This is a genomic window from Vandammella animalimorsus, from assembly GCF_002285285.1.
Classification (GTDB): domain Bacteria; phylum Pseudomonadota; class Gammaproteobacteria; order Burkholderiales; family Burkholderiaceae_C; genus Lampropedia; species Lampropedia animalimorsus.
The window spans coordinates 188,394-207,167 of sequence record NZ_NSJF01000006.1 but is presented as its reverse complement, the minus strand read 5'-3'; the positions used below and the strand labels follow the sequence as shown (position 1 = coordinate 207,167).

The 18,774-nt window shown below is 65.1% G+C and carries 17 protein-coding genes; 6 read left to right on the top strand and 11 right to left on the bottom strand.

Features of this window, described 5'->3' with window-relative positions:
- Window positions 1–97 precede the first annotated feature (97 nt).
- Window positions 98–565 (bottom strand): bacterioferritin, encoded by a 468-nt coding sequence (gene bfr, locus CK620_RS11925; RefSeq protein WP_095543326.1) that lies wholly within the window; start codon window positions 563–565, stop codon window positions 98–100.
- A gap of 401 nt (window positions 566–966) precedes the next feature.
- Here bfr (CK620_RS11925) and CK620_RS11920 point away from each other — a divergent pair, with 401 nt between their 5' ends.
- The 5 genes from CK620_RS11920 (at window position 967) to bfr (CK620_RS11900) (ending at window position 5,373) form a co-directional block, all read left to right on the top strand.
- Window positions 967–1,896 carry a polyprenyl synthetase family protein gene (locus tag CK620_RS11920; protein ID WP_095550505.1) on the top strand — a complete coding sequence of 310 codons (930 nt, stop codon included), beginning with the start codon at window positions 967–969 and terminating at the stop codon, window positions 1,894–1,896.
- A gap of 30 nt (window positions 1,897–1,926) precedes the next feature.
- The gene (maiA, locus tag CK620_RS11915) at window positions 1,927–2,589 is read left to right on the top strand and encodes a maleylacetoacetate isomerase (protein ID WP_095550467.1); all 663 of its coding nucleotides are present in this window, start codon (window positions 1,927–1,929) and stop codon (window positions 2,587–2,589) included.
- 92 nt (window positions 2,590–2,681) lie between these two features.
- Window positions 2,682–3,452: a hypothetical protein gene (locus CK620_RS11910; RefSeq protein WP_095550466.1), complete on the top strand. Its 771-nt coding sequence runs from the start codon at window positions 2,682–2,684 to the stop codon at window positions 3,450–3,452.
- A 99-nt stretch (window positions 3,453–3,551) separates the two neighbouring features.
- Window positions 3,552–4,628 (top strand): histidinol-phosphate transaminase, encoded by a 1,077-nt coding sequence (gene hisC / locus CK620_RS11905; protein WP_095550465.1) that lies wholly within the window; start codon window positions 3,552–3,554, stop codon window positions 4,626–4,628.
- Window positions 4,629–4,890: 262 nt separating this feature from the next.
- Entirely contained in the window at window positions 4,891–5,373 is a 483-nt protein-coding gene (gene bfr, locus CK620_RS11900) for a bacterioferritin (RefSeq protein WP_095543330.1), read from the top strand.
- A gap of 176 nt (window positions 5,374–5,549) precedes the next feature.
- Here bfr (CK620_RS11900) and ligA read toward each other — a convergent pair whose 3' ends face one another.
- The 10 genes from ligA to CK620_RS11850 all read right to left on the bottom strand — a co-directional run bounded on the left by ligA (window position 5,550) and on the right by CK620_RS11850 (window position 17,617).
- On the bottom strand, window positions 5,550–7,718 hold the full coding sequence (gene ligA, locus CK620_RS11895; protein WP_095550464.1) for an NAD-dependent DNA ligase LigA: 2,169 nt from the start codon (window positions 7,716–7,718) through the stop codon (window positions 5,550–5,552).
- 12 nt (window positions 7,719–7,730) lie between these two features.
- Window positions 7,731–9,014 carry a cell division protein FtsZ gene (locus CK620_RS11890; RefSeq protein ID WP_095550463.1) on the bottom strand — a complete coding sequence of 428 codons (1,284 nt, stop codon included), beginning with the start codon at window positions 9,012–9,014 and terminating at the stop codon, window positions 7,731–7,733.
- Window positions 9,015–9,069: 55 nt separating this feature from the next.
- Window positions 9,070–9,636, bottom strand: a complete 567-nt coding sequence (locus CK620_RS11885) for a hypothetical protein (protein ID WP_238945908.1) — start codon at window positions 9,634–9,636, stop codon at window positions 9,070–9,072.
- Window positions 9,637–9,750: 114 nt separating this feature from the next.
- Complete coding sequence (locus CK620_RS11880) at window positions 9,751–9,999, bottom strand: GlsB/YeaQ/YmgE family stress response membrane protein (RefSeq protein ID WP_095550504.1); 249 nt, start codon at window positions 9,997–9,999, stop codon at window positions 9,751–9,753.
- 222 nt (window positions 10,000–10,221) lie between these two features.
- Entirely contained in the window at window positions 10,222–11,742 is a 1,521-nt protein-coding gene (locus CK620_RS11875) for a trypsin-like serine peptidase (RefSeq protein WP_179290647.1), read from the bottom strand.
- Between the two features lie 629 nt (window positions 11,743–12,371).
- Entirely contained in the window at window positions 12,372–13,085 is a 714-nt protein-coding gene (locus tag CK620_RS11870) for an ABC transporter ATP-binding protein (RefSeq protein ID WP_095543334.1), read from the bottom strand.
- Complete coding sequence (locus CK620_RS11865; protein WP_095550461.1) at window positions 13,072–13,908, bottom strand: ABC transporter ATP-binding protein; 837 nt, start codon at window positions 13,906–13,908, stop codon at window positions 13,072–13,074. The genes CK620_RS11870 and CK620_RS11865 overlap by 14 nt, the downstream gene beginning before the upstream one ends.
- Window positions 13,905–15,287 (bottom strand): branched-chain amino acid ABC transporter permease, encoded by a 1,383-nt coding sequence (locus CK620_RS11860; protein ID WP_095550460.1) that lies wholly within the window; start codon window positions 15,285–15,287, stop codon window positions 13,905–13,907. Before CK620_RS11860 ends, CK620_RS11865 begins: the two co-directional genes overlap by 4 nt.
- Before the next feature lie 6 nt (window positions 15,288–15,293).
- On the bottom strand, window positions 15,294–16,247 hold the full coding sequence (locus CK620_RS11855) for a branched-chain amino acid ABC transporter permease (protein WP_095550459.1): 954 nt from the start codon (window positions 16,245–16,247) through the stop codon (window positions 15,294–15,296).
- Window positions 16,248–16,345: 98 nt separating this feature from the next.
- On the bottom strand, window positions 16,346–17,617 hold the full coding sequence (locus CK620_RS11850) for a branched-chain amino acid ABC transporter substrate-binding protein (RefSeq protein ID WP_095550503.1): 1,272 nt from the start codon (window positions 17,615–17,617) through the stop codon (window positions 16,346–16,348).
- 455 nt (window positions 17,618–18,072) lie between these two features.
- Here CK620_RS11850 and CK620_RS11845 point away from each other — a divergent pair, with 455 nt between their 5' ends.
- Entirely contained in the window at window positions 18,073–18,729 is a 657-nt protein-coding gene (locus CK620_RS11845; protein WP_238945049.1) for a trimeric intracellular cation channel family protein, read from the top strand.
- The last annotated feature ends 45 nt before the right edge of the window (window positions 18,730–18,774 follow it).

Sequence of the window (18,774 nt, the reverse complement as noted above, 5' to 3'; positions counted from 1 at the left end):
TTGGGGCCAGCGCGGGGGGCGAAAAGTGCATAACACGCTCTAAAAAGCTGGCCCCCACCAGGCCATGTGTGCAGAGGCCCTCTCTTTGGGCCTGTGCTCAGCCCATTTGCGTTTGCAGATAGTTGGGCAAGCCGATTTTCTCGATCAGCGCCAGCTGTTGCTCCAGCCAGTAGGCGTGATCCTCTTCGGTATCGCGCAGCTGCCTGAGCAACATGTCGCGGGAGACGTAATCGCCTTGCGCTTCGCACAGCTGCATGGCCGCGCGCAGGCGGTCACGCACTTCCAGCTCCGTGTCCAGGTCTTTTTGCAGCATTTCAGGCACTGTGTCGCCAGGGGTGAACTCCAGCGGGCGCATGTCGGGCTTGCCCTCCAACATGAAGATGCGGCGCATGATGTCGTCGGCGTGCTGGGTTTCCTCTTCCATTTCGTGATTCAGGCGCTCATAGAGCTTTTTCAGCCCCAGATCCTCGTAGCGGCGCGAGTGGTAGAAGTATTGATCGCGAGCGGCGAGTTCGCCGCGCAGCAGTTGCACCAAGGTGTCGATGACTTTGGGATTGCCTTGCATGGGATTTTTCCTTGAAAAAAATGTCAGGGCAGCCAAGGCTGCTGTGCCATGGCGCCTATGGCTTGTGCGGTACTCGAAAAGGCGCTTTGTGGGCCTTGCCCACTCACTTATTGCGTAGCTTGAATTGGAGCGCAGTATCGGCCTTCGTGCAGGGCCTGTGAAGACAAGCCCCCAGCCAGGCGGTATGCATACGGATAGGTATGCAAAAGCGCTTGAGATGCGTTCTTGTTCGACGGCGTTTACATGGCCGCAGGCTCTGGCATTTCGGTGCCTTGGTGCGGCCTTGGAGGCTGGCAATCTCCCTATAATTTTCCTTTTTTCAGGCGCAGTGGGCGCCATCGCCGCCGGGCTTTTTTGCAATGACTCGCAACGACCAAGATTTGACCTTGATCTCCCAGGACATGGAGGCCGTGGATGCAGTGATCGCTGCGCGGCTGACCACCAATGTTGCACTCATCGGCCAGGTGGCGCATTACATCATTTCTGCGGGTGGCAAACGCCTGCGCCCGGCCATGCTGCTGCTGGTGGCCAAAGCTCTGGGCTACCAAGGGCAATACCACCACGAAATGGCTGCGGTGATGGAGTTCATCCACACAGCGACCTTGCTGCACGATGACGTGGTCGATGAGTCGACGATGCGGCGCGGCCGTCCCACGGCCAATCAAAGCTTTGGCAACCCCGCCAGCGTGCTGGTGGGCGATTTTCTGCACTCGCGCGCCTTCGAGATGATGGTGGCCACGGGCAACATCCGCGTCATGCAGGTCGTGGCTGCGGCCACCAACATCATTGCCGAGGGCGAGGTGCAGCAGCTCATCAACATGCACGATGCCTCGCTGGACGAGGCCGGGTATTTGCAAGTGATCCGCTCCAAGACCGCCAAGCTGTTCGAGGCCAGCACCCAAGTTGGCGCCATTCTGGCCGGAGCCGATGCGGCGCTGGAGCAGGCCGCTGCGGTGTACGGGCAGGCGCTGGGCACCGCCTTTCAGATCATCGACGATGTGCTGGACTACGACGGCAGCGCCCAGGAAATGGGCAAGAACGTGGGCGACGACCTGCGCGAGGGCAAGGCCACGCTGCCGCTGATCGTGGCCATGCAGCGCGGCGATGCGCAGCAGGCGCGCACCGTGCGCGAGGCCATTGAGCAAGGCTCGGTCGATCAGCTCGAAGAAGTGATCGCCATCGTGCGCAGCACTGGGGCCTTGCAGGTGGCGCGTGAATGCGCTCAAGCCGAGGCGCAGCGCGCCCTGCAGGCCCTGGCCGCTTTCCCGGACAACGCTTGCACCACTGCCCTGAAGGCTCTGCCGGAGCGCCTGCAGACGCGCCGCAACTGAGAAACTGAATCGACCCTGCAGGAGCGCAGCATGCAGCTCTACAATTACTTCTACAGCTCGACCTCGTACCGAGTGCGCATTGCGCTGGCCCTCAAACAGCTGCCCTTTGATTACCTGCCCATCAACCTGCGCACGCTGCAGCAGCGCATGCCTGAGTATCTGGCGCGCAATCCGGCTGGGAGCGTGCCGTTGCTGATTGACGACGATGGCTTTGCGCTGACGCAGTCGCTGGCCATTCTCGATTACCTCGAGCAACGCCACCCGCAGCCGGCGCTGCTGCCGGCCGAGCCGCGCCAGCGGGCGCGCGTGCTGGAGCTGTGCCATGCCATTGCCTGCGACATCCACCCAGTGAACAACCAGCGCGTGCTGCGCTATTTGCAACAAGAGCTGGGGTTGGACGATGCGCGCAAAAACGCCTGGTACGCGCACTGGATTGCCCAGGGCCTGCAGGTGGTGGAGCATTTGTTGGCGCAGCTGCGTAGCCAGGGCCATGCAGGCCCTTATTGTCTGGGCGCGCAGCCCAGCTGGGCCGATTGCTGCCTGGTGCCGCAGGTATCCAATGCGCTGCGCATGCAGTGCGAGACGGAGGCTTACCCATTGACCATGGCGGTGTACCGGCACTGCCTGGCACAGCCGGCCTTCCAGCAGGCCGCACCCATGGCCCAGCCTGATGCGCCGGCGCAGCAGGGCTGAGGAGGCAGTCTGTTGCGCCTGCCAACAGAGCCGGGCAGGGCGCATCTCTATCTACAATCGCCGCTTCTTTTCTTGAGAGATCGGAGACGGGCATGCCATTCATCGGCCTTGGGCTGCATTTGCTGGTGGCGCTGTTTTTTGCCGTGCACGCGGTGCGCACGCGCCAGCAGAGCTACTGGCTGTTCATCCTGTTCTCATTCCCGCTGCTGGGCAGCGTGGCCTATTTCTTCAGCATCTACCTGCCCAGCAACCAGCGCATGCAGCGCCAAGGGCGCAAGCTGATGGCCGCTGCCGGGCAGGTGCTGGACCCGGGCCGGGAGCTGCGCGAGGCGCGCCAGGCCTGGGAGTACACGCCCACCGCGCAAAATCGCATGCGCCTGGCAGCGGCCCTGCTGGCTGCTGGCCAGGCCGAAGAAGCGGCCAACGAATATGCGCAATGCCTCAGCGGCCCCTTTGCCAACGATGCCGACATCCGCCTGGGCGCGGCGCAGGCCTTTGCGCTGACTGGGCAGCCAGGGCGCGCCCTGGAGCATCTGCAATTCCTGCAGCGCGAGCAGCCAGGCTTTCGCCCCGAGGAAGTGGGCATCCTGCAGGCGCAGACGCTGGCGGCCAGTGGCGATGTGCCTGCGGCCTATGACCTGTTCGAGCAGCTGGCGCAGCGCCATGGCGGCTTTCATGTGCATGCCGAATACGCCATCGTCGCAGCCCAGCAGGGCGACCGGGCCAGGGCCGAGCGCCTCAGGCCCCTTATCGAGCAGGCCACCTCCCAATGGCAAAGGGCGCAGCGCGAACTCAATGCCGGCACCATGCAACGCCTCAATGCGGCCTACCGCAGCCTGGAGCAGCCGCCGGCGCAGGATTGAACAGGCCCTTGGTTTTTACCAGGCGCGTCTGCGGAGTTTGGATCGAAAACACCGCCGCAACACTGAATCTCAACAGCCCAACACACACTGAATCCAACCATGAACTTCTGGAGCGATGGCCTGCAGGCGCTGGAGCCCTACATCCCCGGCGAGCAGCCGCAGGTGGCCGATCTCGTCAAGCTCAACACCAACGAAAACCCCTACGGCCCCTCGCCCCAGGTGATCGCCGCCATTGCGCAGGCCGCCCAGCAGGGGTTGCAGCTCTACCCCGATCCCTTGTCTTTGCGCTTGCGCCAAGCCATTGCGCAGCGCCATGCCAGCGCCGGCATCGATGCCGAGCAGGTCTTCGTCGGCAACGGCTCCGATGAGGTGTTGGGCCATGCCTTCCGGGCTCTGTTCGTGCGCCCTGGGCGCAAGCTGCTGATGCCCGACATCAGCTACAGCTTCTACAAGGTCTATTGCCAGTTGCACGGCATCGAGATGCAGCAAGTGCCGCTGCGCGAGGATTGGCGCATCGCCATTGAGGACTATCTGGCCATCGACCCGGCCAGTTGTGCCGGCGTGGTACTGGCCAACCCCAATGCGCCCACGGGCATGGCCTTGCCGCTGCAAGACATCGAACGCCTGGCGGCGCATTTCACGCAATCGGCCGTGCTGATCGACGAGGCCTATGTGGACTTTGGCGCGCAGTCGGCCGTGCAACTGGTGGCGCGCTACCCCAATTTGTTGGTGGTGCACACCCTGTCCAAATCCTGGGCGCTGGCAGGCCTGCGGGTGGGCTTTGCCATGGCCCAGGCGCCGCTGATCGAAGCCCTGGTGCGCGTCAAGGACAGTTTCAACTCCTACCCGCTGGGGCGCCTGGCCCAGGCCGGGGCCCAGGCGGCGCTGCAGGATTGGGACTACTACAGCGATTGCACGGCCCGCATCGTCGCCACGCGCCAGGCCCTGGCACAGGCTCTGCAACAGCGCGGCTTTGAAGTGCTGCCCTCGTGCGCCAACTTTCTCTTTGTGCGGCATCCGCAGCATGCGGGCGCGCAGCTCTACGCCGGGCTGCGCGAGCGCCAGGTGTTGGTGCGCCACTTCGACAAGCCCCGCCTGCGCGAGCACCTGCGCATCAGCATCGGCACGCCGCAGCAAAGCCAGGCCTTGCTGGCCGCGCTGGATGCCTTGCTGTAGCGCCAGCGCACCCATGCAGGCCGCCGCTGGAGTGTGTGGCCGCGCGCTGCCTGCCCGGGTGTGCCCTGGCAAGGCATAGGAAACATTCTTAATCTCACGTGCAACAAAACCGTGCGCAAGGGGGCTTGCATTGCCAGGCGCTGCGCGGCTTGGAACAATGGCGCCCGTTGCATGCAGGCCCGGCGCCTTATGTGCCTGGGCGGCATGGCTTTTGATGGCCCGGTTCGCCATTTTTTTCAAGGACACGAACAGGAGCCCAACCATGACCGGCGATCCCCAAGTCATGCGCCATTTGCAGGCGCAGCTCAAAATCTTGCTGACCAATATCAACCAGACCTTCGTGCACTACCGCATGCTGCAGCACTGGGGCTTTGGCGTGCTGGGCAAGACGGAGTACAAGGCCTCGATCAAGGCCATGAAGCAATCGGACGAGCTGATGGCGCGCATTTTCTTGCTCGACGGTCTGCCTAATTTGCAGGACTTGGGCAAGCTGCGCATTGGCGAGGACGTGGCCGAATTGCTGGAATGCGACCTGGCTCTGGAGCTCGAATCACAAGCCACGCTCAAGGCCGGCATCGCGCACTGTGAGCAGGTGGCCGATTTTGTTTCGCGTGATCTGCTGCAGGGCATGCTCGATGAGGTGGAGGAGCGCATCGACTTTCTGGAAACCCAGCAGTCGCTGATTGAGCAAACAGGCCTGCCCAACTATCTGCAATCGCAAATGGACGAAGGCGCAGGGCATTGATCCGCTGGCCTGCCCCAAGGCCGCCTTGGCAGGGGCAGGCTGGCCAAACCATAACGGTCGACCCACGATCGAAACCAAAGAAAAAAACTCCAAAAAACCTTGCATGGGCCATCGCAGCGATGGCCCATTTTTTTGCCCTGCGCCAGTGCGCCTGAGGGCGCACTGACTGGGAGGGCTCAGTCGGACAAAGGCGCCTGCCCTGCCAGCAGCGCCCGCATGCCGTCCTCGTCCAGCACGGGCACGCCCAAGGCCTGGGCTTTTTCCAGTTTGCTGCCGGCCTCGGCGCCGGCCACTAGGTAGTGGGTTTTCTTGCTGACGCTGCCGGCCACCTTGGCGCCGGCGGCTTCGAGCATGTCCTTGGCCTGCTCGCGGCTCAGGCTGGGCAGGGTGCCGGTGATGACAAAGGTCTTGCCCGTCAGCGGCAGCAGGGCGTGGGCGGCCGGTTCGCCCTCGGGCCAGGTGATGCCCACGGCGCGCAGCTGCGCCACCACTTCGCGGTTGTGCGGCTGGGCGAAGAAGGTGTGGATGCTGCCGGCCACCACGGGGCCTACGTCGGGCACTTGCAGGAGCTGGTCGGGGTTGGCGTCCATCACCGCCTCCAGCCGGCCGAAGTGGCGCGCCAGGTCCTTGGCCGTGGTTTCGCCCACGTGGCGTATGCCCAGGGCGTAGAGAAAGCGCGCCAGCGTGGTGTGCTTGGACGCTTGCAGCGCGTCCAGCAGGTTTTGCGCCGATTTCTCGGCCATGCGCTCCAGCGCGGCCAGCGGGGCCAGGCCCAGGCGGTAGAGGTCGGGCAGGCTGCGCACCACGTTGCCGTCCACCAACTGCTCGACCAGCTTGTCGCCCAGGCCCTCGATGTCCAGGGCGCGGCGCGAGGCGAAGTGCAGCAGCGCCTGCTTGCGCTGCGCCGGGCAGGAGATGCCGCCGGTGCAGCGGTGGTCGGCCTCGCCTTCCTCGCGCAGCACGGCGCTGCCGCAGACGGGGCAGTGCGCGGGCATGGTGAATTCCAGCGCGCCGGGCGGGCGCTTGTCGGGCAGCACGGCCACGACTTCGGGGATCACGTCGCCGGCGCGGCGCACGATGACGGTGTCGCCCACGCGCACGTCCTTGCGGCGCGCTTCCAGCTCGTTGTGCAGCGTGGCGTTGGTGACGGTGACGCCGCCGACGAACACGGGCGCGAGCTTGGCCACGGGCGTGAGCTTGCCGGTGCGGCCCACCTGCACGTCGATGGCCTGCACGCGGGTGAGCTGCTCCTGCGCCGGGTATTTGTGCGCCACGGCCCAGCGCGGCTCGCGCGTGACGAAGCCCAGCTCGCGCTGCAGGGCCAGCGCGTCCACCTTGTAGACCACGCCGTCGATGTCAAAGGGCAGCGCGTCGCGTTGCGCCGCCACCTCGGCGTGAAAGGCGATCAGCTCGGCCGCGCCGCTGGCTGGCCGCGCCAGCGCCGAGACGGGAAAGCCCCAGGCCTTGAGTGCTTGCAGTGCCTGCCAGTGGCTGGCCCAGTCCGGCCCGCCTTCGGTCGGCGGCGTAACTTCGCCCAGGCCGTAGGCGAAAAAGCTCAGCGGCCGGCTGGCGGCGATGGCCGGGTCGAGCTGGCGCACCGCGCCGGCGGCGGCGTTGCGCGGGTTGACGAAGGTCTTGGCGGCCTTGTCGCCCGCGGCCATTTTCTGGCGCTGGGTTTCGTTCAGGGCCTCGAAATCGTCGCGCCGCATGTAGACCTCGCCGCGCACTTCCAGCACGGGCGGGGCAGGTGGGGCGCCGCCCTCGGTATGCAGGCGCAGCGGCACCTGGCCGATGGTGCGGATGTTCTGCGTCACGTCCTCGCCGGTTTCGCCGTCGCCGCGCGTGGCCGCCTGCACCAGCACGCCGCGCTCGTAGCGCAGGCTGATGGCCAGGCCGTCGAACTTGGGCTCGGCCACGTAGGCGATGGGCTGGCCGGCCAGCGCGGCCAGGGCCAGCGCGTGCAGCGGCTCGGAGCGGTGGCGCGGGTCGCTGGCCTTGAGCTCACAGCGGCGCAGCTCGCCCGCCAGGTGGTTGCGCACCTGCTCGTCAAAGCGCTGGGCGCCGGCGGGGCTGGTGTCGGTTTCGGTGCGGATGCTGAGCATGGGCACGCGGTGGCGCACGGGGGCAAAGCCGTCCAGCACGGCGCCGCCCACGCGCTGCGTGGGCGAGTCGGGCGTGCGCAGTTCGGGGTGCGCGGCCTCCAGCGCCTGTAATTCCTGGAACAGGCGGTCGTACTCGGCGTCGGGGATTTCGGGCTCGTCCAGCGTGTAGTACTGGTGGGCGGCGCGATTGAGCTGGGCGCGCAGGGCGGCGGCCTGCTGATGCAGTTCGGTATGGGCGGGCATGGCGTGCAGGCCTCAGCTGAAGAGCTGCATCGCAGAGGGGCTGCCGGCGGGGAAGCCGCGCGCTTCCAGCGCGTCGTACAGGCGATCAATGTCGCTGCCGATCGAATCCATGGCCATGGCCGGCAGCTTGCGGCCATCGGCGTCGGTGACATGGGCCTCCATGGTTTCGGCCAGCTCATCAAGAATGCCGCGCAGGCGCTCGAAGGCGTTTTCCGTGCGGTCGACGTTGGGCAAATCCAGGGTGATCAGCAGCTCGTGCACTGGCACGTGGTCCAGATCATCGGCCATGGCGGCCTGGGCGTCGTAGCTGAGAACCAGCACTGGCGGGGCGTGGGGGGCGACGGCGGGCAGCACCAGGCGCCCGGGCGTGACCGAGGGTTTGAAGCCGTGACGGGCGGCGCACTGCTGCACGTAGCCAGGGCTCCAGGTGGCGCGCTTGGCCAGCAGCATCAGGTTGAGCACGGCGTCGTTCTGGGCCGCGAAGTGGTCAATCTCGCGCCCGCGCGCCACTTCGTGCAGCATGTCCGGGAAGTCCGGCGCTGCGCCGATGGCGTCGGCAAATTCCTGCGTCTTGAGCACGAATTCGGAAAACTCGATTTCGTTGAGCGCCCCTTGCCGGTTGGCCAGTTGGATGGCCGCTTGCAGCTGGCTGTACTTGGAGCCGGCGTGCGGCGCCTCCCATTGCCGGGTTTGTGTGTTCAGACCTTGAATCAAAAACTGTTTTTTGCCGATGCGCCGCGTTGGAGGCTGCGCAGCCAGCGCGGCATCGCCGGAGATGGGCTTGTCCAGCGCGAGCTCGACCACGCTGAATACCAGGCTGTCGAACTCCAGGCCGGGGCTGCCTGGGGGCAGGGACTGCACAGGCATGGGCGCTGCGGCGTTTGTGGCGGGCGCTGTGCTGGAGGCCAGCGCGGCGCTGGACTGGGGCGCAGCCGTGGCTGGAGTGGCAGCTGCAGGCTCGCCGGATGCTGCGGCTTGGGCTGTTGTACCCAGGCCCTTGCCCAAGCCGAACAGGCCAGTGCCTGGCGCGTGCTCGGCGGCCGCGGCTGAACTGGTGGGCGCTGCGGGGCTCAGCGATGGCTCCTGCGGGCCGTTGTTGGCGCCAGGCTGCGGTGCGAGGCCGGTGTCATCGAGCCCCGGCTCTTTGCGCGATGGCTGTGCGCTGGGGGGGACATCCTTGGCAGGCCGACGGGCCTTGCGCGGCGCGTGGCGGATGTGGTGCCATTGGTTGTAGGCCACCACCGCCAGCACGACGACAATGCCCAGAACGATCAGAGTGGTTTGCAAGGAGCTCATAGTGGGCGCTATTTTATGGAAGGCGCCCACCCGCGCCGAGAGTTTGCTCAGGTTCTCAGGCGCTGCGCACAGGCGTGTTGCCACCGGGCGTTTCTTCGCCACTGGCAGGGGCGGCCAGCAGCAGCTGAGCCTGGCGCGCGACCTGCACACATTCGCGCAGGTGCTGTTCGCCCAAATAGCGCAGTGCGGCATAGCCAATGCTGGCGGAAATGGCCTGCCCAGCCAGTGGCACGAACTTGGCGGCCTGCTTGCTGGTCATGCGCAGGCCGATGCGCGTGGCCAGTTTGACGATCATCTCCCGCGTGACCAACTTGCCGATCAGCACCGAGCCGACCATGGCGATGGCTTTTTGCACCTGCTCGCGCTTTTCCGGGTGCAAAGCGTCGATTTGCTCGGGGCTCAGGCCGAATTCGCGGTTGATTTGCGGAATCAATTTGCTCAAGAGCGCTGCATCGGCGGCCCAATCCAGGCCAGGCACGGGCACGGAACTGGCCACAGCGGCCATCAGGGCCTTGCGGTGCATGATCTTGCGGCTGCGGCGCACGGCCTCTTCCAGCTGGGGATGGCCTTGGGCCAGCTCCAGCGCTGAGGGTGGGGTATTCAGGCGAGGGGTTTTCATCATGGCCACTCCAACTCCAATGCGTGCCGTGGAGGCACTGTCGAGAAAAAGACAGAGGAGAAAAAGACAGAGGCCCGTGCGGGCCTCTGGAGGACAGGCGTTGAGAACGCGGCAAACTTACTTCTTTGCCACGACGCCCCAGATGACCAGCAAAATGATGGCGCCAATCACCGAAGCGATAAAGCCAGCGGGCTCGTCGGCACGGTAGAAGCCGACTTGCGCGCCGAGAAAGCGGGCCAGGAAAGAACCGGCAATACCGAGCAGCGCAGTCATGATCCAGCCCATGGGGTCGCGACCAGGCTTGAGGGCGCGGGCGATCAGGCCCACGATCAGGCCGATAAACAAAGTGCCGATGATGGCTGTGATACCCATTTGATTTTTCCTTTTTTGAAAATCCGCAGATGCGGGGGTTAATGACAGAAAGCCTGAGTTGGGCATAAAGCCCCGGTTTTTCAAGCATTGTTTTGTAAATCAATGTTTGAAAAATCCAGACCAGCCCTTGACTCAGTTTTGCTGGCGCGCAGCAGTTTAGTAGGCATGAAAAAAGCCCATGGCTTGTAGGCCATGGGCTGTGGAGGGCAGCAGTTTTCAGAATGGCCGTTGTGCGGCGGCCAGGAAGTTCTTCAGGCCACTTTCAAAAGCCAGATCCAAGCGGCCGTAGAAATCGGGCTCGTCAGGGGCCGAGCAGCTGGCCGTGCCGCCATGCAGGGTGCCGATGACGTGGCCCGATTGCGTGAACAGGGCCGAGCCGCTGCTGCCGCCCTCGGTGGTGCCATCGCCCCAGCGCACTTCGTAGTAGCGGCCGCGCCCGTCGATGGCGGCCTGGCAGCGACGCCCATCGCAGTTGGCGTAGTTCTGGGTTTCACCGCCGGAGATCTTGCCCAGTGTGCCGCTGGGGTGGTGCAGTGAGAAGACTTTCTGGATCGAGTTGTTCAGGCCCGCATCCCAGCCCGCCAGGTAGGTGCCGGCCGGTGCGGCGTCGTTGAGCACCAGCAGCGTGGCATCGAAGCCCTGGGCGACGTTGCTGGTGAACAGCAGGCGCGCGCCGCGTGTGCGGGTCGTGCGGCGCGCATCGAGGTAGGAACTGCCACAGTTGGCGGTGCGGAAGAACCAGTCGGTCTGCAGGCTGCCGGCCACCGTTTGCGAGCTGATGCAGTGGTTGGCGGTGATGAAGTAGGGGATGTCCGACTGGATGGCATCGTTGAGCAGTGTGCCTGTGCAGAAGTAGCCTTTGCCGTCCTTGACGAAGGACATGCGCGCCACGGCATCGCGCTCGGCGCTGCCGTTGGAGTAGCAGCTCATGTCCAGGTTGCAACTGCCTGCGCTGGGGATGCGCTCCTTGCTCAGGCCGGCGCGCTGCGCTGGCGTCGCTTGCAGCGCGGCATCGCTGTCGATGTCCACGAAGCGGCGCGAAATGTTGGGCAGCGCCAGTTGCAGTGCCTCGGCGGCGTTGCCGGCAGGCAGGACGATCTCCAGGGTCACTGCATCGCCGCCCAGGTCGGGCGACCACCAGGTGCGGGCAGCGTCGCCTTGCTCGCCGGCCTGGGCGTTCAGGCGCAGCACGGCGTTGATCTCTGCGCCCGTGGTTTCATAGCCTTGCGCCGTCTTGCTGTCTGGATAAAAGCGCAGCAGCGCGGCATCGGGCAGCGCCTGCACCAGCAGGCCCAGGCGAATGCCCAGGGCATCGGCGGCTTGCACGCGCAGCGCGGCCACTTGTTGGCCTTGCGCGTCCTGGCTCCAGTGCAGCAGGCTGGCCAGCTGCTGGGCCGTCTGGGCCTGTGCCACGGCTTGGGGGTGGGCGATCAGGATGGGGCCGCCCAGGGCGTCGCTCTGGGTATCTTTCTGATCTTGGGCCTGTGCATCCAGCGCCGGCAGCGCGATCTCTGTGGCCTGGTTGGCGCTGGGGGCCATGCTGCTCATGGCGCGAAAGCCCGAGTCCTGGTGGCTTTTGTTGTGGTGGTAGCGGCCGTCAACCTTGGTGATGTTCAGCACCGGCGGTTGTGCGGGCGGCGGCACGTAGCCGTCGTTGTGGTCGTCGCTGCCGCCACAGGCGGCCAGCACGGCGGCGCTGGCGAGCGCGATGAGCGAGATACGAAGTGTGTGGGACATGAAGCAGCTCTTTCTCAAGTGAATGGGGGCGGCAGGACCTGGGCCGGCAGCGTGTGGCTTGAAGCTTGACGCCGACCGCCTGAGCACACCTTCCATGGCGGAAGGGGCGGTCCGAGTATGGGCGCGATTATGACCTACGGCCCTTGGCCGTGCCGGGGCCAAGGGCGCAGGCCTGGGTGTAATGCCAGCGCAAAAGATGTGAATGCCTGTTCTGAGAGCCTGTTCAAAATCTTTGCACGGCGGTCAAGAGAGCGAATTTGGGCGCTCTGCTGCGTTACAAAGCCTCGCCATAGCCCCAGCTATGGCTGCGTTTTGCGCCTTGCAGCCCACCCCAAACCGCTTCTTGCCCACTCGCGCCGAGATTTTGAACAGGCTCTGAGGCCTGTTTGCGCTTTCTTCTTTACGGCCGCCGGGCTTTGAGAGCCTGCTCAAAATCCCTGCACGGTGAGCAAGCAAGCGGATGTGGGCAGCCTGCGGCCTTGCAAAACGTGCCGATACCGATACCAATGGCAACGCGCTATGGGCTTGGCTGCGTTTTTGTCCTTGCAGCCATCCCAAACCGCGTGTTGCCCGCTTTTGCCGAGGTTTTGACCAGGTTCTCTGAGAAAGAGAAAAGGCTTGGCAGGCTGCTAAACCTCCAGCCATTCCTTGCGGATGGCGGCGTCGGCGCGCAGCTGTTCGGGCGTGCCGTCAAAGACGATGCTGCCGTGGCCCATGAGCAGGCAGCGGTCGGCGATTTCCAGGGCGATGGTGAGCTTTTGCTCGATCAGCAGCACCGAGACGCCGCGCTCGCGCAAGGTGGTGAGGAATTGGCCGACCTGCTCGACGATCTTGGGCGCCAGGCCCTCGGTGGGCTCGTCGATCAGCACCAGGTCGGGGTCGCCCATGAGGGCGCGGCACAGCGCGAGCATTTGCTGCTCGCCGCCGGAGAGCACGCCCGCCTCGGTGTGCTGGCGTTCGCGCAGGCGCGGAAACAGGCGGTAGGAGTCTTCAAAACTCCAGCGGCTGCTGCCCTTGTGCCCGCTTTTCTCGCCCAGCATGAGGTTTTGATGCACGGTGAGCTTGGGGAAGATGTCGCGGTTTTCGGGCACGTAGCCCACGCCCAGGTGGGCGATTTCATAGGGTTTTTTGCCCACCAGGTTGACGCTGCTGCCATCTGGGCGCTGCAGCAGGATCTGGCCTGTGCAATCGACCAGGCCCATGATGGCCTTGGCGGTGGTGGAGCGCCCCGAGCCGTTGCGCCCGAGCAGGGCCAGGATCTCGCCGCGGCGCACGTCGAATTGCACGCCGTGCAGGATGTGGCTTTTGCCGTAATAGGCATGCAGTTGGTCAATGCGCAGCATGCTCGCGCTCTCCTTGTGCGGGTTGGGGGGCTGTGCCCTGCAGGGCGGCGCTGGCCTGGTTTTGCGCCAGCACCGAGCCCAGGTAGGCCTCCTGCACGGCCGGGTTGGCGCGCACGTTCTCGGGCGTGTCAAAGGCGATGACCTGGCCATAGACGACCACGGCGATCTTGTCGGCCAGGCCGAAGACCACGCCCATGTCGTGCTCCACGGTCAGCAAGGTCTTGCCTTCGGTGACTTCCTTGATGAGCTCGATGAAGTGCGCAGTCTCGGTCTTGCTCATGCCGGCGGTGGGCTCGTCGAGCAGGATCACCTCGGCGCCGCCGGCGATGGTGATGCCGATCTCCAGCGCGCGCTGCTCGGCATAGGTCAGGTTCATGGCCAGCTCGTTGCGGCGCTTTTCCAGGTGCAGCCGGTGCAGCAGCGCCTCGGTGCGGGCATTGGCATCGTGCAGGTTGGCCAGAAAGCGCAAAAAGGTGTAGCGGTAACCGGTGTGCCACAGCAGGCCGCAGCGCAGGTTCTCGAACACGCTGAGCTTGGGAAAGAGGTTGCTGACCTGAAAGCTGCGCGCCAGCCCCAGGCGGTTGATCTCATAGGGTGTCTTGCCGTCGATGCGCTGCCCGCCCAGCCAGACTTCGCCGCTGCTGGGTTGCAGCCGGCCGCTGATGAGGTTGAACAGCGTGGACTTGCCCGCGCCGTTGGGGCCAATGATGGCCACGCGCTCGCCGCGCTGCACGGCCAGATCGACGCCGCGGATGATCTCGGTCTTGCCGAAGTGTTTGGTCAGGCCGCGCAGTTGCAGCGCATACGAAGTATGGGTGTTCATGTGCTGGCTCCTGTTGGCCTGACTGCTGTTGGCGCCTCCCCGCGCTGGGCGCGCAAGTCGGCTTCGATCAGCTCTTGCTGGCGGTGCCAGACTTTGATGAAGCCGCGGCGCACCCACGCGAAAACGATGGCGCCCAGCACGGCTGCAGCCACTGTCAGCGCCCAGTGGGTCTTGTCCTGCACGTTGAGCGTCAGGCCCATGAATTTCAGCTCGGGGCTCATGATGGCGTTCATCTGCAGGTGGTAGACCATTTCGATCAGCGCGGCAAAGGCCACAAAGGCGGCAATGCCTGCCAGCGCCAGGGCCACGTAGGGCAGCAGCAGCGGCCCGAAGCGGCCAAACTGCATGACGCGCACGTTGTGCATGACGATGCTGGCCACGCCGCCGGGGGCGAACATCACCATGAACAAAAAGGCCATGCCCAGGTACAGCATCCAGGCCTGCGTCAGCTCAGAGAGCAGCACGGTGGCCAGCACCATCAGCACGGCGCCGATGATGGGGCCGAAGAACAGCGTGGCGCCGCCCAGGAAGGTGAACAGCAGGTAAGCGCCCGAGCGCACGGCGTTGAGGCTGTCCATGGCGGTGATGATCTCGAAGTTCAGAATCATCAGCCCGCCGCCGATGCCGGCGAAGAAGCCCGAGATGATGAACGAGAGGTAGCGCACGCGCTGGGTGCTGTAGCCGATGAACTCCACGCGCTCGGGGTTGTCGCGCACGGCATTGAGCATGCGCCCCAGCGGCGTGCGCGTGAAGGCGAACATCAGCACCGTGCAGACAAAGCAATAGGCCGCGATCAGGTAGTACATCTGGATCGAGGGGCCAAAGGTGATGCCCAGGAAGGGCTGGCCCACCACGCGATCGGTGGAGATGCCGCCCTCGCCGCCGAAGAACTCGGGGAACATCAGCGCCATGGAGGCCACCAGCTCGCCAATGCCCAGCGTGATCATTGCGAAGGTCGTGCCGGCTTTCTTGGTCGTGACGTAGCCAAACAGCGCGGCAAAGAAGGCCCCGGCCAGGCCGCCTACCAGCGGGATCAGCGTCACCGGCACGAAGAAAGCGCCGTCCCCGACTTTGTTGAGCACGTGGATGGCAATGAACGCGCCCAGGCCGACGTACACGGCGTGACCGAAGCTGAGCATGCCGCCCTGGCCCAGCAGCATGTTGTAGCTCAGGCAAATGATGATGAGGTAGCCCATCTGCGAGAGCATGCTCAGCGCCAGCCCGCTGGTGAAGACCTTGGGTGCCAGCAGCAGCGCCAGGGCAAAGCCGCCCCAGATGATGATGCGCCACTTGTTGAGCATGGGCACGTGGGCCGGCGCGGGCAGGTGCGCGCGTGCGTCGCCGGTCTTGGCAGTGGGGGTGTGGGTGGTGGTGTTCATGATGTCTCAACCCTCTCGTTTGCCCATCAGCCCGCGCGGGCGCAGGATCAGCATCAGCACCAGCAGCAGGTACGGCAGGATGGGCGCAACCTGGGCAATCGTCAGGCGCAGCACCGGGTAGCCGAAGGTTTCGGGGCCGGCCTGCACGCCCAGGCTCTGCAACAGGCCCAGCAGCGAGTGGTCCATGGCCACGGCAAAGGTTTGCATGATGCCGATCAGCAGCGAGGCGATGAAGGCCCCGCCCAGCGAGCCCATGCCGCCAACGACCACGACCACGAAGATGATGGGGCCCACGGCCAGCGCCATGGCCGGCTCGGTGATGTAGGTGTTGCCGCCGATCACGCCAGCCAGGCCGGCCAGCGCTGCGCCGCCGCCGAAGACCAGCATGAACACGCGTGGCACGTTGTGGCCCAGGGCCTCGACCATTTCCGGGTGCGTCAGCGCCGCCTGGATCACCAGGCCGATGCGCGTGCGCGTGAGCACCAGCCAGATCGACACCAGCATCAGCACCGCCACCAGCATGATGAAGGCGCGCGAGCGGGGGAACTGGGTGTCAAACAGCGTGAACAGCGGCCCTTGCAGGAATGGTGGCAGGCCATAGGGCACGGCCGCGCGGCCCCAGATCAGCTGCACGACCTCCAGCACCAGGTAGGACAGGCCGAACGTCACCAGCAGCTCGGGCACGTGGCCGAACTTGTGCACGCGCCGCAGGCTGAAGCGCTCGAACGCCGCGCCCAGCGCGCCCACCAGCAGCGGCGCAATCAGCAGCGCAGCCCAGAAGCCCACAGCGCTGGAGATGACGTAGGCAAAGTACGCGCCCAGCATGTAGAAGCTCGCGTGCGCAAAATTGAGCACGCCCATCATGCTGAAAATCAGGGTCAGGCCAGAGCTGAGCATGAACAGCAGCAGCCCATAGCTCAGCCCGTTGAGCAGCGATATGACGAAGAATTCAAAACTCATGGCTGGTCATCGGTGCGGGGGAGGGAAGGGCGCCAAGCCGCGCGCAGCCTGGCCGCAGCGGGCGCTGCACAGGGCAGCGCCTGGCCTCTGCGCCCCCATCAGGAGGGGCGCTTCATCTGGCAGGTGGTGGGCGTGCTGGCCTGCGCGGGCTCGAAGTGCTGCACCGGCTGGAAGGCCAGGCCAGTGTTTTCCTGCGAGTAGGGCATGGCATCGCTGGCCTTGCTCCAGCGCGTGATGAACAGGCCTTGTTGCAGCTGGTGGTCGTCCTTGCGCATCGTCAGCGTGCCGTGCGCACCGGGGAACTCCAGCCCCTCCATGGCGGCGGCAACCTTGAGCGGATCGGTCGAGCCGGCCTTGTGCATGGCGTGCGAGAGCATGGCCAGGCCGTTGTAGACCGAGGTGGTGTACATGTCTTCCTTGAACTTGTCCTTGAAGCCGCGGGTGATCTCGCCGATCTCGCCGGGCAGGTTCATGTGGCTGTAGAACACCTCATAGACCTTGCCCTCGGCTGCCGCGCCAAAGGCTGTGGGCGAGCCGCTGGCCGTGCCGTAGTAAACGAAGAATTTGACGTCCTTGAGGCCCGCGTCGTTGGCGGCCTTGACCAGCAGAGACAAGTCCGAGCCCCAGTTGCCGCTGATGACGGCATCGGCGCCGGAGGCGCGAATCTTGGCGATGTAGGGCGCAAAGTCGCGCACCTGCGCCAGCGGGTGGAAGTCCTCGCCGACGATCTGCACATCCGGCGCGTACTCCTTGAGGTATTGGCGCGCATAGCGCGTGACCTGCTGGCCGTGGCCGTAGTTCTGGTTGATCAAATAAACCTTCTTGACCTCGCCTTGCTGGCCGATGAACTGCGCCAGCGCGCGCATTTTCATGGTCGTGTCGGCATCGAGGCGAAAGTGCCAATAGCTGCACTTCTCGTTGGTCATCTCCGGGTCCACGCCCGAATGGTTGATGAACACCACCTCCTTGCCCGGGTTGCGCGCGTTGTGGCGCTCCAGCGCCTCCATGATGGCCAGCGAATTGCCCGAGCCATTGCCCTGCACGATGTAGCGAAAGCCCTGATCAATGGCCGAGCGCACCAGGCTGGCCGTCTCCTGCGGGCTGAGCTTGTTGTCAAAGCCCTGCACCTCGAACTTCACGCCCGCCGGGTTGTTCTTGCTCTGCGTATTGAAGTAATCGCTGACGTACTGAAAGCTCTTGAGCTGATTGCTGCCGACCGAAGCCATCAGCCCCGAGAGCGGGTCGATCCAGGCAATCTTCACCGTCTCACCCTGCTGGGCTTGGACGCTGCCGGCCGCGCCCAGTGCGCACAGTGTGGTGGTGGCAGCAAACACGGCGTGCCAGACGGCGTTGGGGCGCTGCAAAGACATGGGGGCGATCTCCTTGAATCTTGAATGGTTGATGGGGCTGGCTGGGCAGGGCGCGCGCAACATGGCGCAATCAGGGGCCAGCAAAGCAAGCCGCAAGGGTATCGACACGCAGGCGGCGCGGCATCGGGCAAACCCGCATCGGCGGCCCGATTTGTCACCTAAAAGACTGTTGGGTGTCGTTCTTGAGAGCCTGTTCAAAATCTTTGCACGGCGGTCAAGAGAGCGGATTTGGGCGCTCTGCTGCGCCCGCAAAGCCTCGCCATAGCCCCAGCTATGGCTGCGTTTTGCGCCTTGCAGCCCACCCCAAACCGCTTCTTGCCCACTCGCGCCGAGATTTTGAACAGGCTCTGAGCGGCAGCGCAGCCCCGGTTTGCCCCGATACTTGGCAAAGGCCCTGCGCAGACACCATGCGCAGGCTCTCCAGGCCTGTTTAGCCCATTCTTCACACTGCCCCCATGAACGACGCCTTGCTTCAAGCCGCCATGCCCGACCGCCTGCTCTACAGCCTGGATCTGATGGGCACCGTGGTATTCGCACTCAGCGGCGTGCTGCTGGCGCGCCGCTTGCACATGGACGGCTTTGGCCTGCTGGTGCTGGCCACAGTCACCGCCATTGGCGGCGGCACCATCCGCGACCTGGTGCTGGGCGTGCGCCCGGTGTTCTGGGTCACCCAGCCCGAATACCTGATGCTGATCGTGGCCACCTGCGTGCTGGCCGTGCCATTGCTGCGCCCGCTCTCGCACGAGCGTGTGGGCTGGCTACTGCTGCGCGCCGATGCCCTGGGCCTGGCCACCTTCACGGCCATTGGCGCCAACAAGGCCTTGCAGCTGGGCGCGCCGGGCATCGTCGCCGTGGCCATGGGCGTGCTCACCGGCGTGGGCGGCGGCATGATCCGCGACGTGCTCGCGCGCGAAGTGCCCATGGTGCTGTGCCGCGAGGTCTATGCCACGGCCGGCATCGCCGGCGGCCTGGTGCTGGTGCTCAGCCACGCCTGGTGGGGCGATGCGCGCTGGGCCATGCTGGCCTGCATGGTGGTCACGCTGCTCATCCGCCTGGCGGCGCTGCGCTGGCACTGGCATCTGCCCAGCTTCGGCGGTCTGGAGCGCCCATGACTGGAGCGCCCATGAGTGCCCGCGCGCGCCATCGTGTGCAAGAGG

Coding starts and splice junctions, on each gene's coding strand:
- maiA (WP_095550467.1), top strand. CDS start 1,927: ATGCAGCTCTACAATTACTTCTACAGCTCGACCTCGTACCGAGTGCGC.
- bfr (WP_095543326.1), bottom strand. CDS start 565: ATGCAAGGCAATCCCAAAGTCATCGACACCTTGGTGCAACTGCTGCGC.
- CK620_RS11920 (WP_095550505.1), top strand. CDS start 967: ATGGAGGCCGTGGATGCAGTGATCGCTGCGCGGCTGACCACCAATGTT.
- CK620_RS11865 (WP_095550461.1), bottom strand. CDS start 13,908: ATGAACACCCATACTTCGTATGCGCTGCAACTGCGCGGCCTGACCAAA.
- CK620_RS11870 (WP_095543334.1), bottom strand. CDS start 13,085: ATGCTGCGCATTGACCAACTGCATGCCTATTACGGCAAAAGCCACATC.
- CK620_RS11890 (WP_095550463.1), bottom strand. CDS start 9,014: ATGAGCTCCTTGCAAACCACTCTGATCGTTCTGGGCATTGTCGTCGTG.
- CK620_RS11910 (WP_095550466.1), top strand. CDS start 2,682: ATGCCATTCATCGGCCTTGGGCTGCATTTGCTGGTGGCGCTGTTTTTT.
- hisC (WP_095550465.1), top strand. CDS start 3,552: ATGAACTTCTGGAGCGATGGCCTGCAGGCGCTGGAGCCCTACATCCCC.
- bfr (WP_095543330.1), top strand. CDS start 4,891: ATGACCGGCGATCCCCAAGTCATGCGCCATTTGCAGGCGCAGCTCAAA.
- CK620_RS11855 (WP_095550459.1), bottom strand. CDS start 16,247: ATGAGTTTTGAATTCTTCGTCATATCGCTGCTCAACGGGCTGAGCTAT.
- CK620_RS11845 (WP_238945049.1), top strand. CDS start 18,073: ATGAACGACGCCTTGCTTCAAGCCGCCATGCCCGACCGCCTGCTCTAC.
- CK620_RS11885 (WP_238945908.1), bottom strand. CDS start 9,636: ATGATGAAAACCCCTCGCCTGAATACCCCACCCTCAGCGCTGGAGCTG.
- CK620_RS11860 (WP_095550460.1), bottom strand. CDS start 15,287: ATGAACACCACCACCCACACCCCCACTGCCAAGACCGGCGACGCACGC.
- CK620_RS11850 (WP_095550503.1), bottom strand. CDS start 17,617: ATGTCTTTGCAGCGCCCCAACGCCGTCTGGCACGCCGTGTTTGCTGCC.
- ligA (WP_095550464.1), bottom strand. CDS start 7,718: ATGCCCGCCCATACCGAACTGCATCAGCAGGCCGCCGCCCTGCGCGCC.
- CK620_RS11875 (WP_179290647.1), bottom strand. CDS start 11,742: ATGTCCCACACACTTCGTATCTCGCTCATCGCGCTCGCCAGCGCCGCC.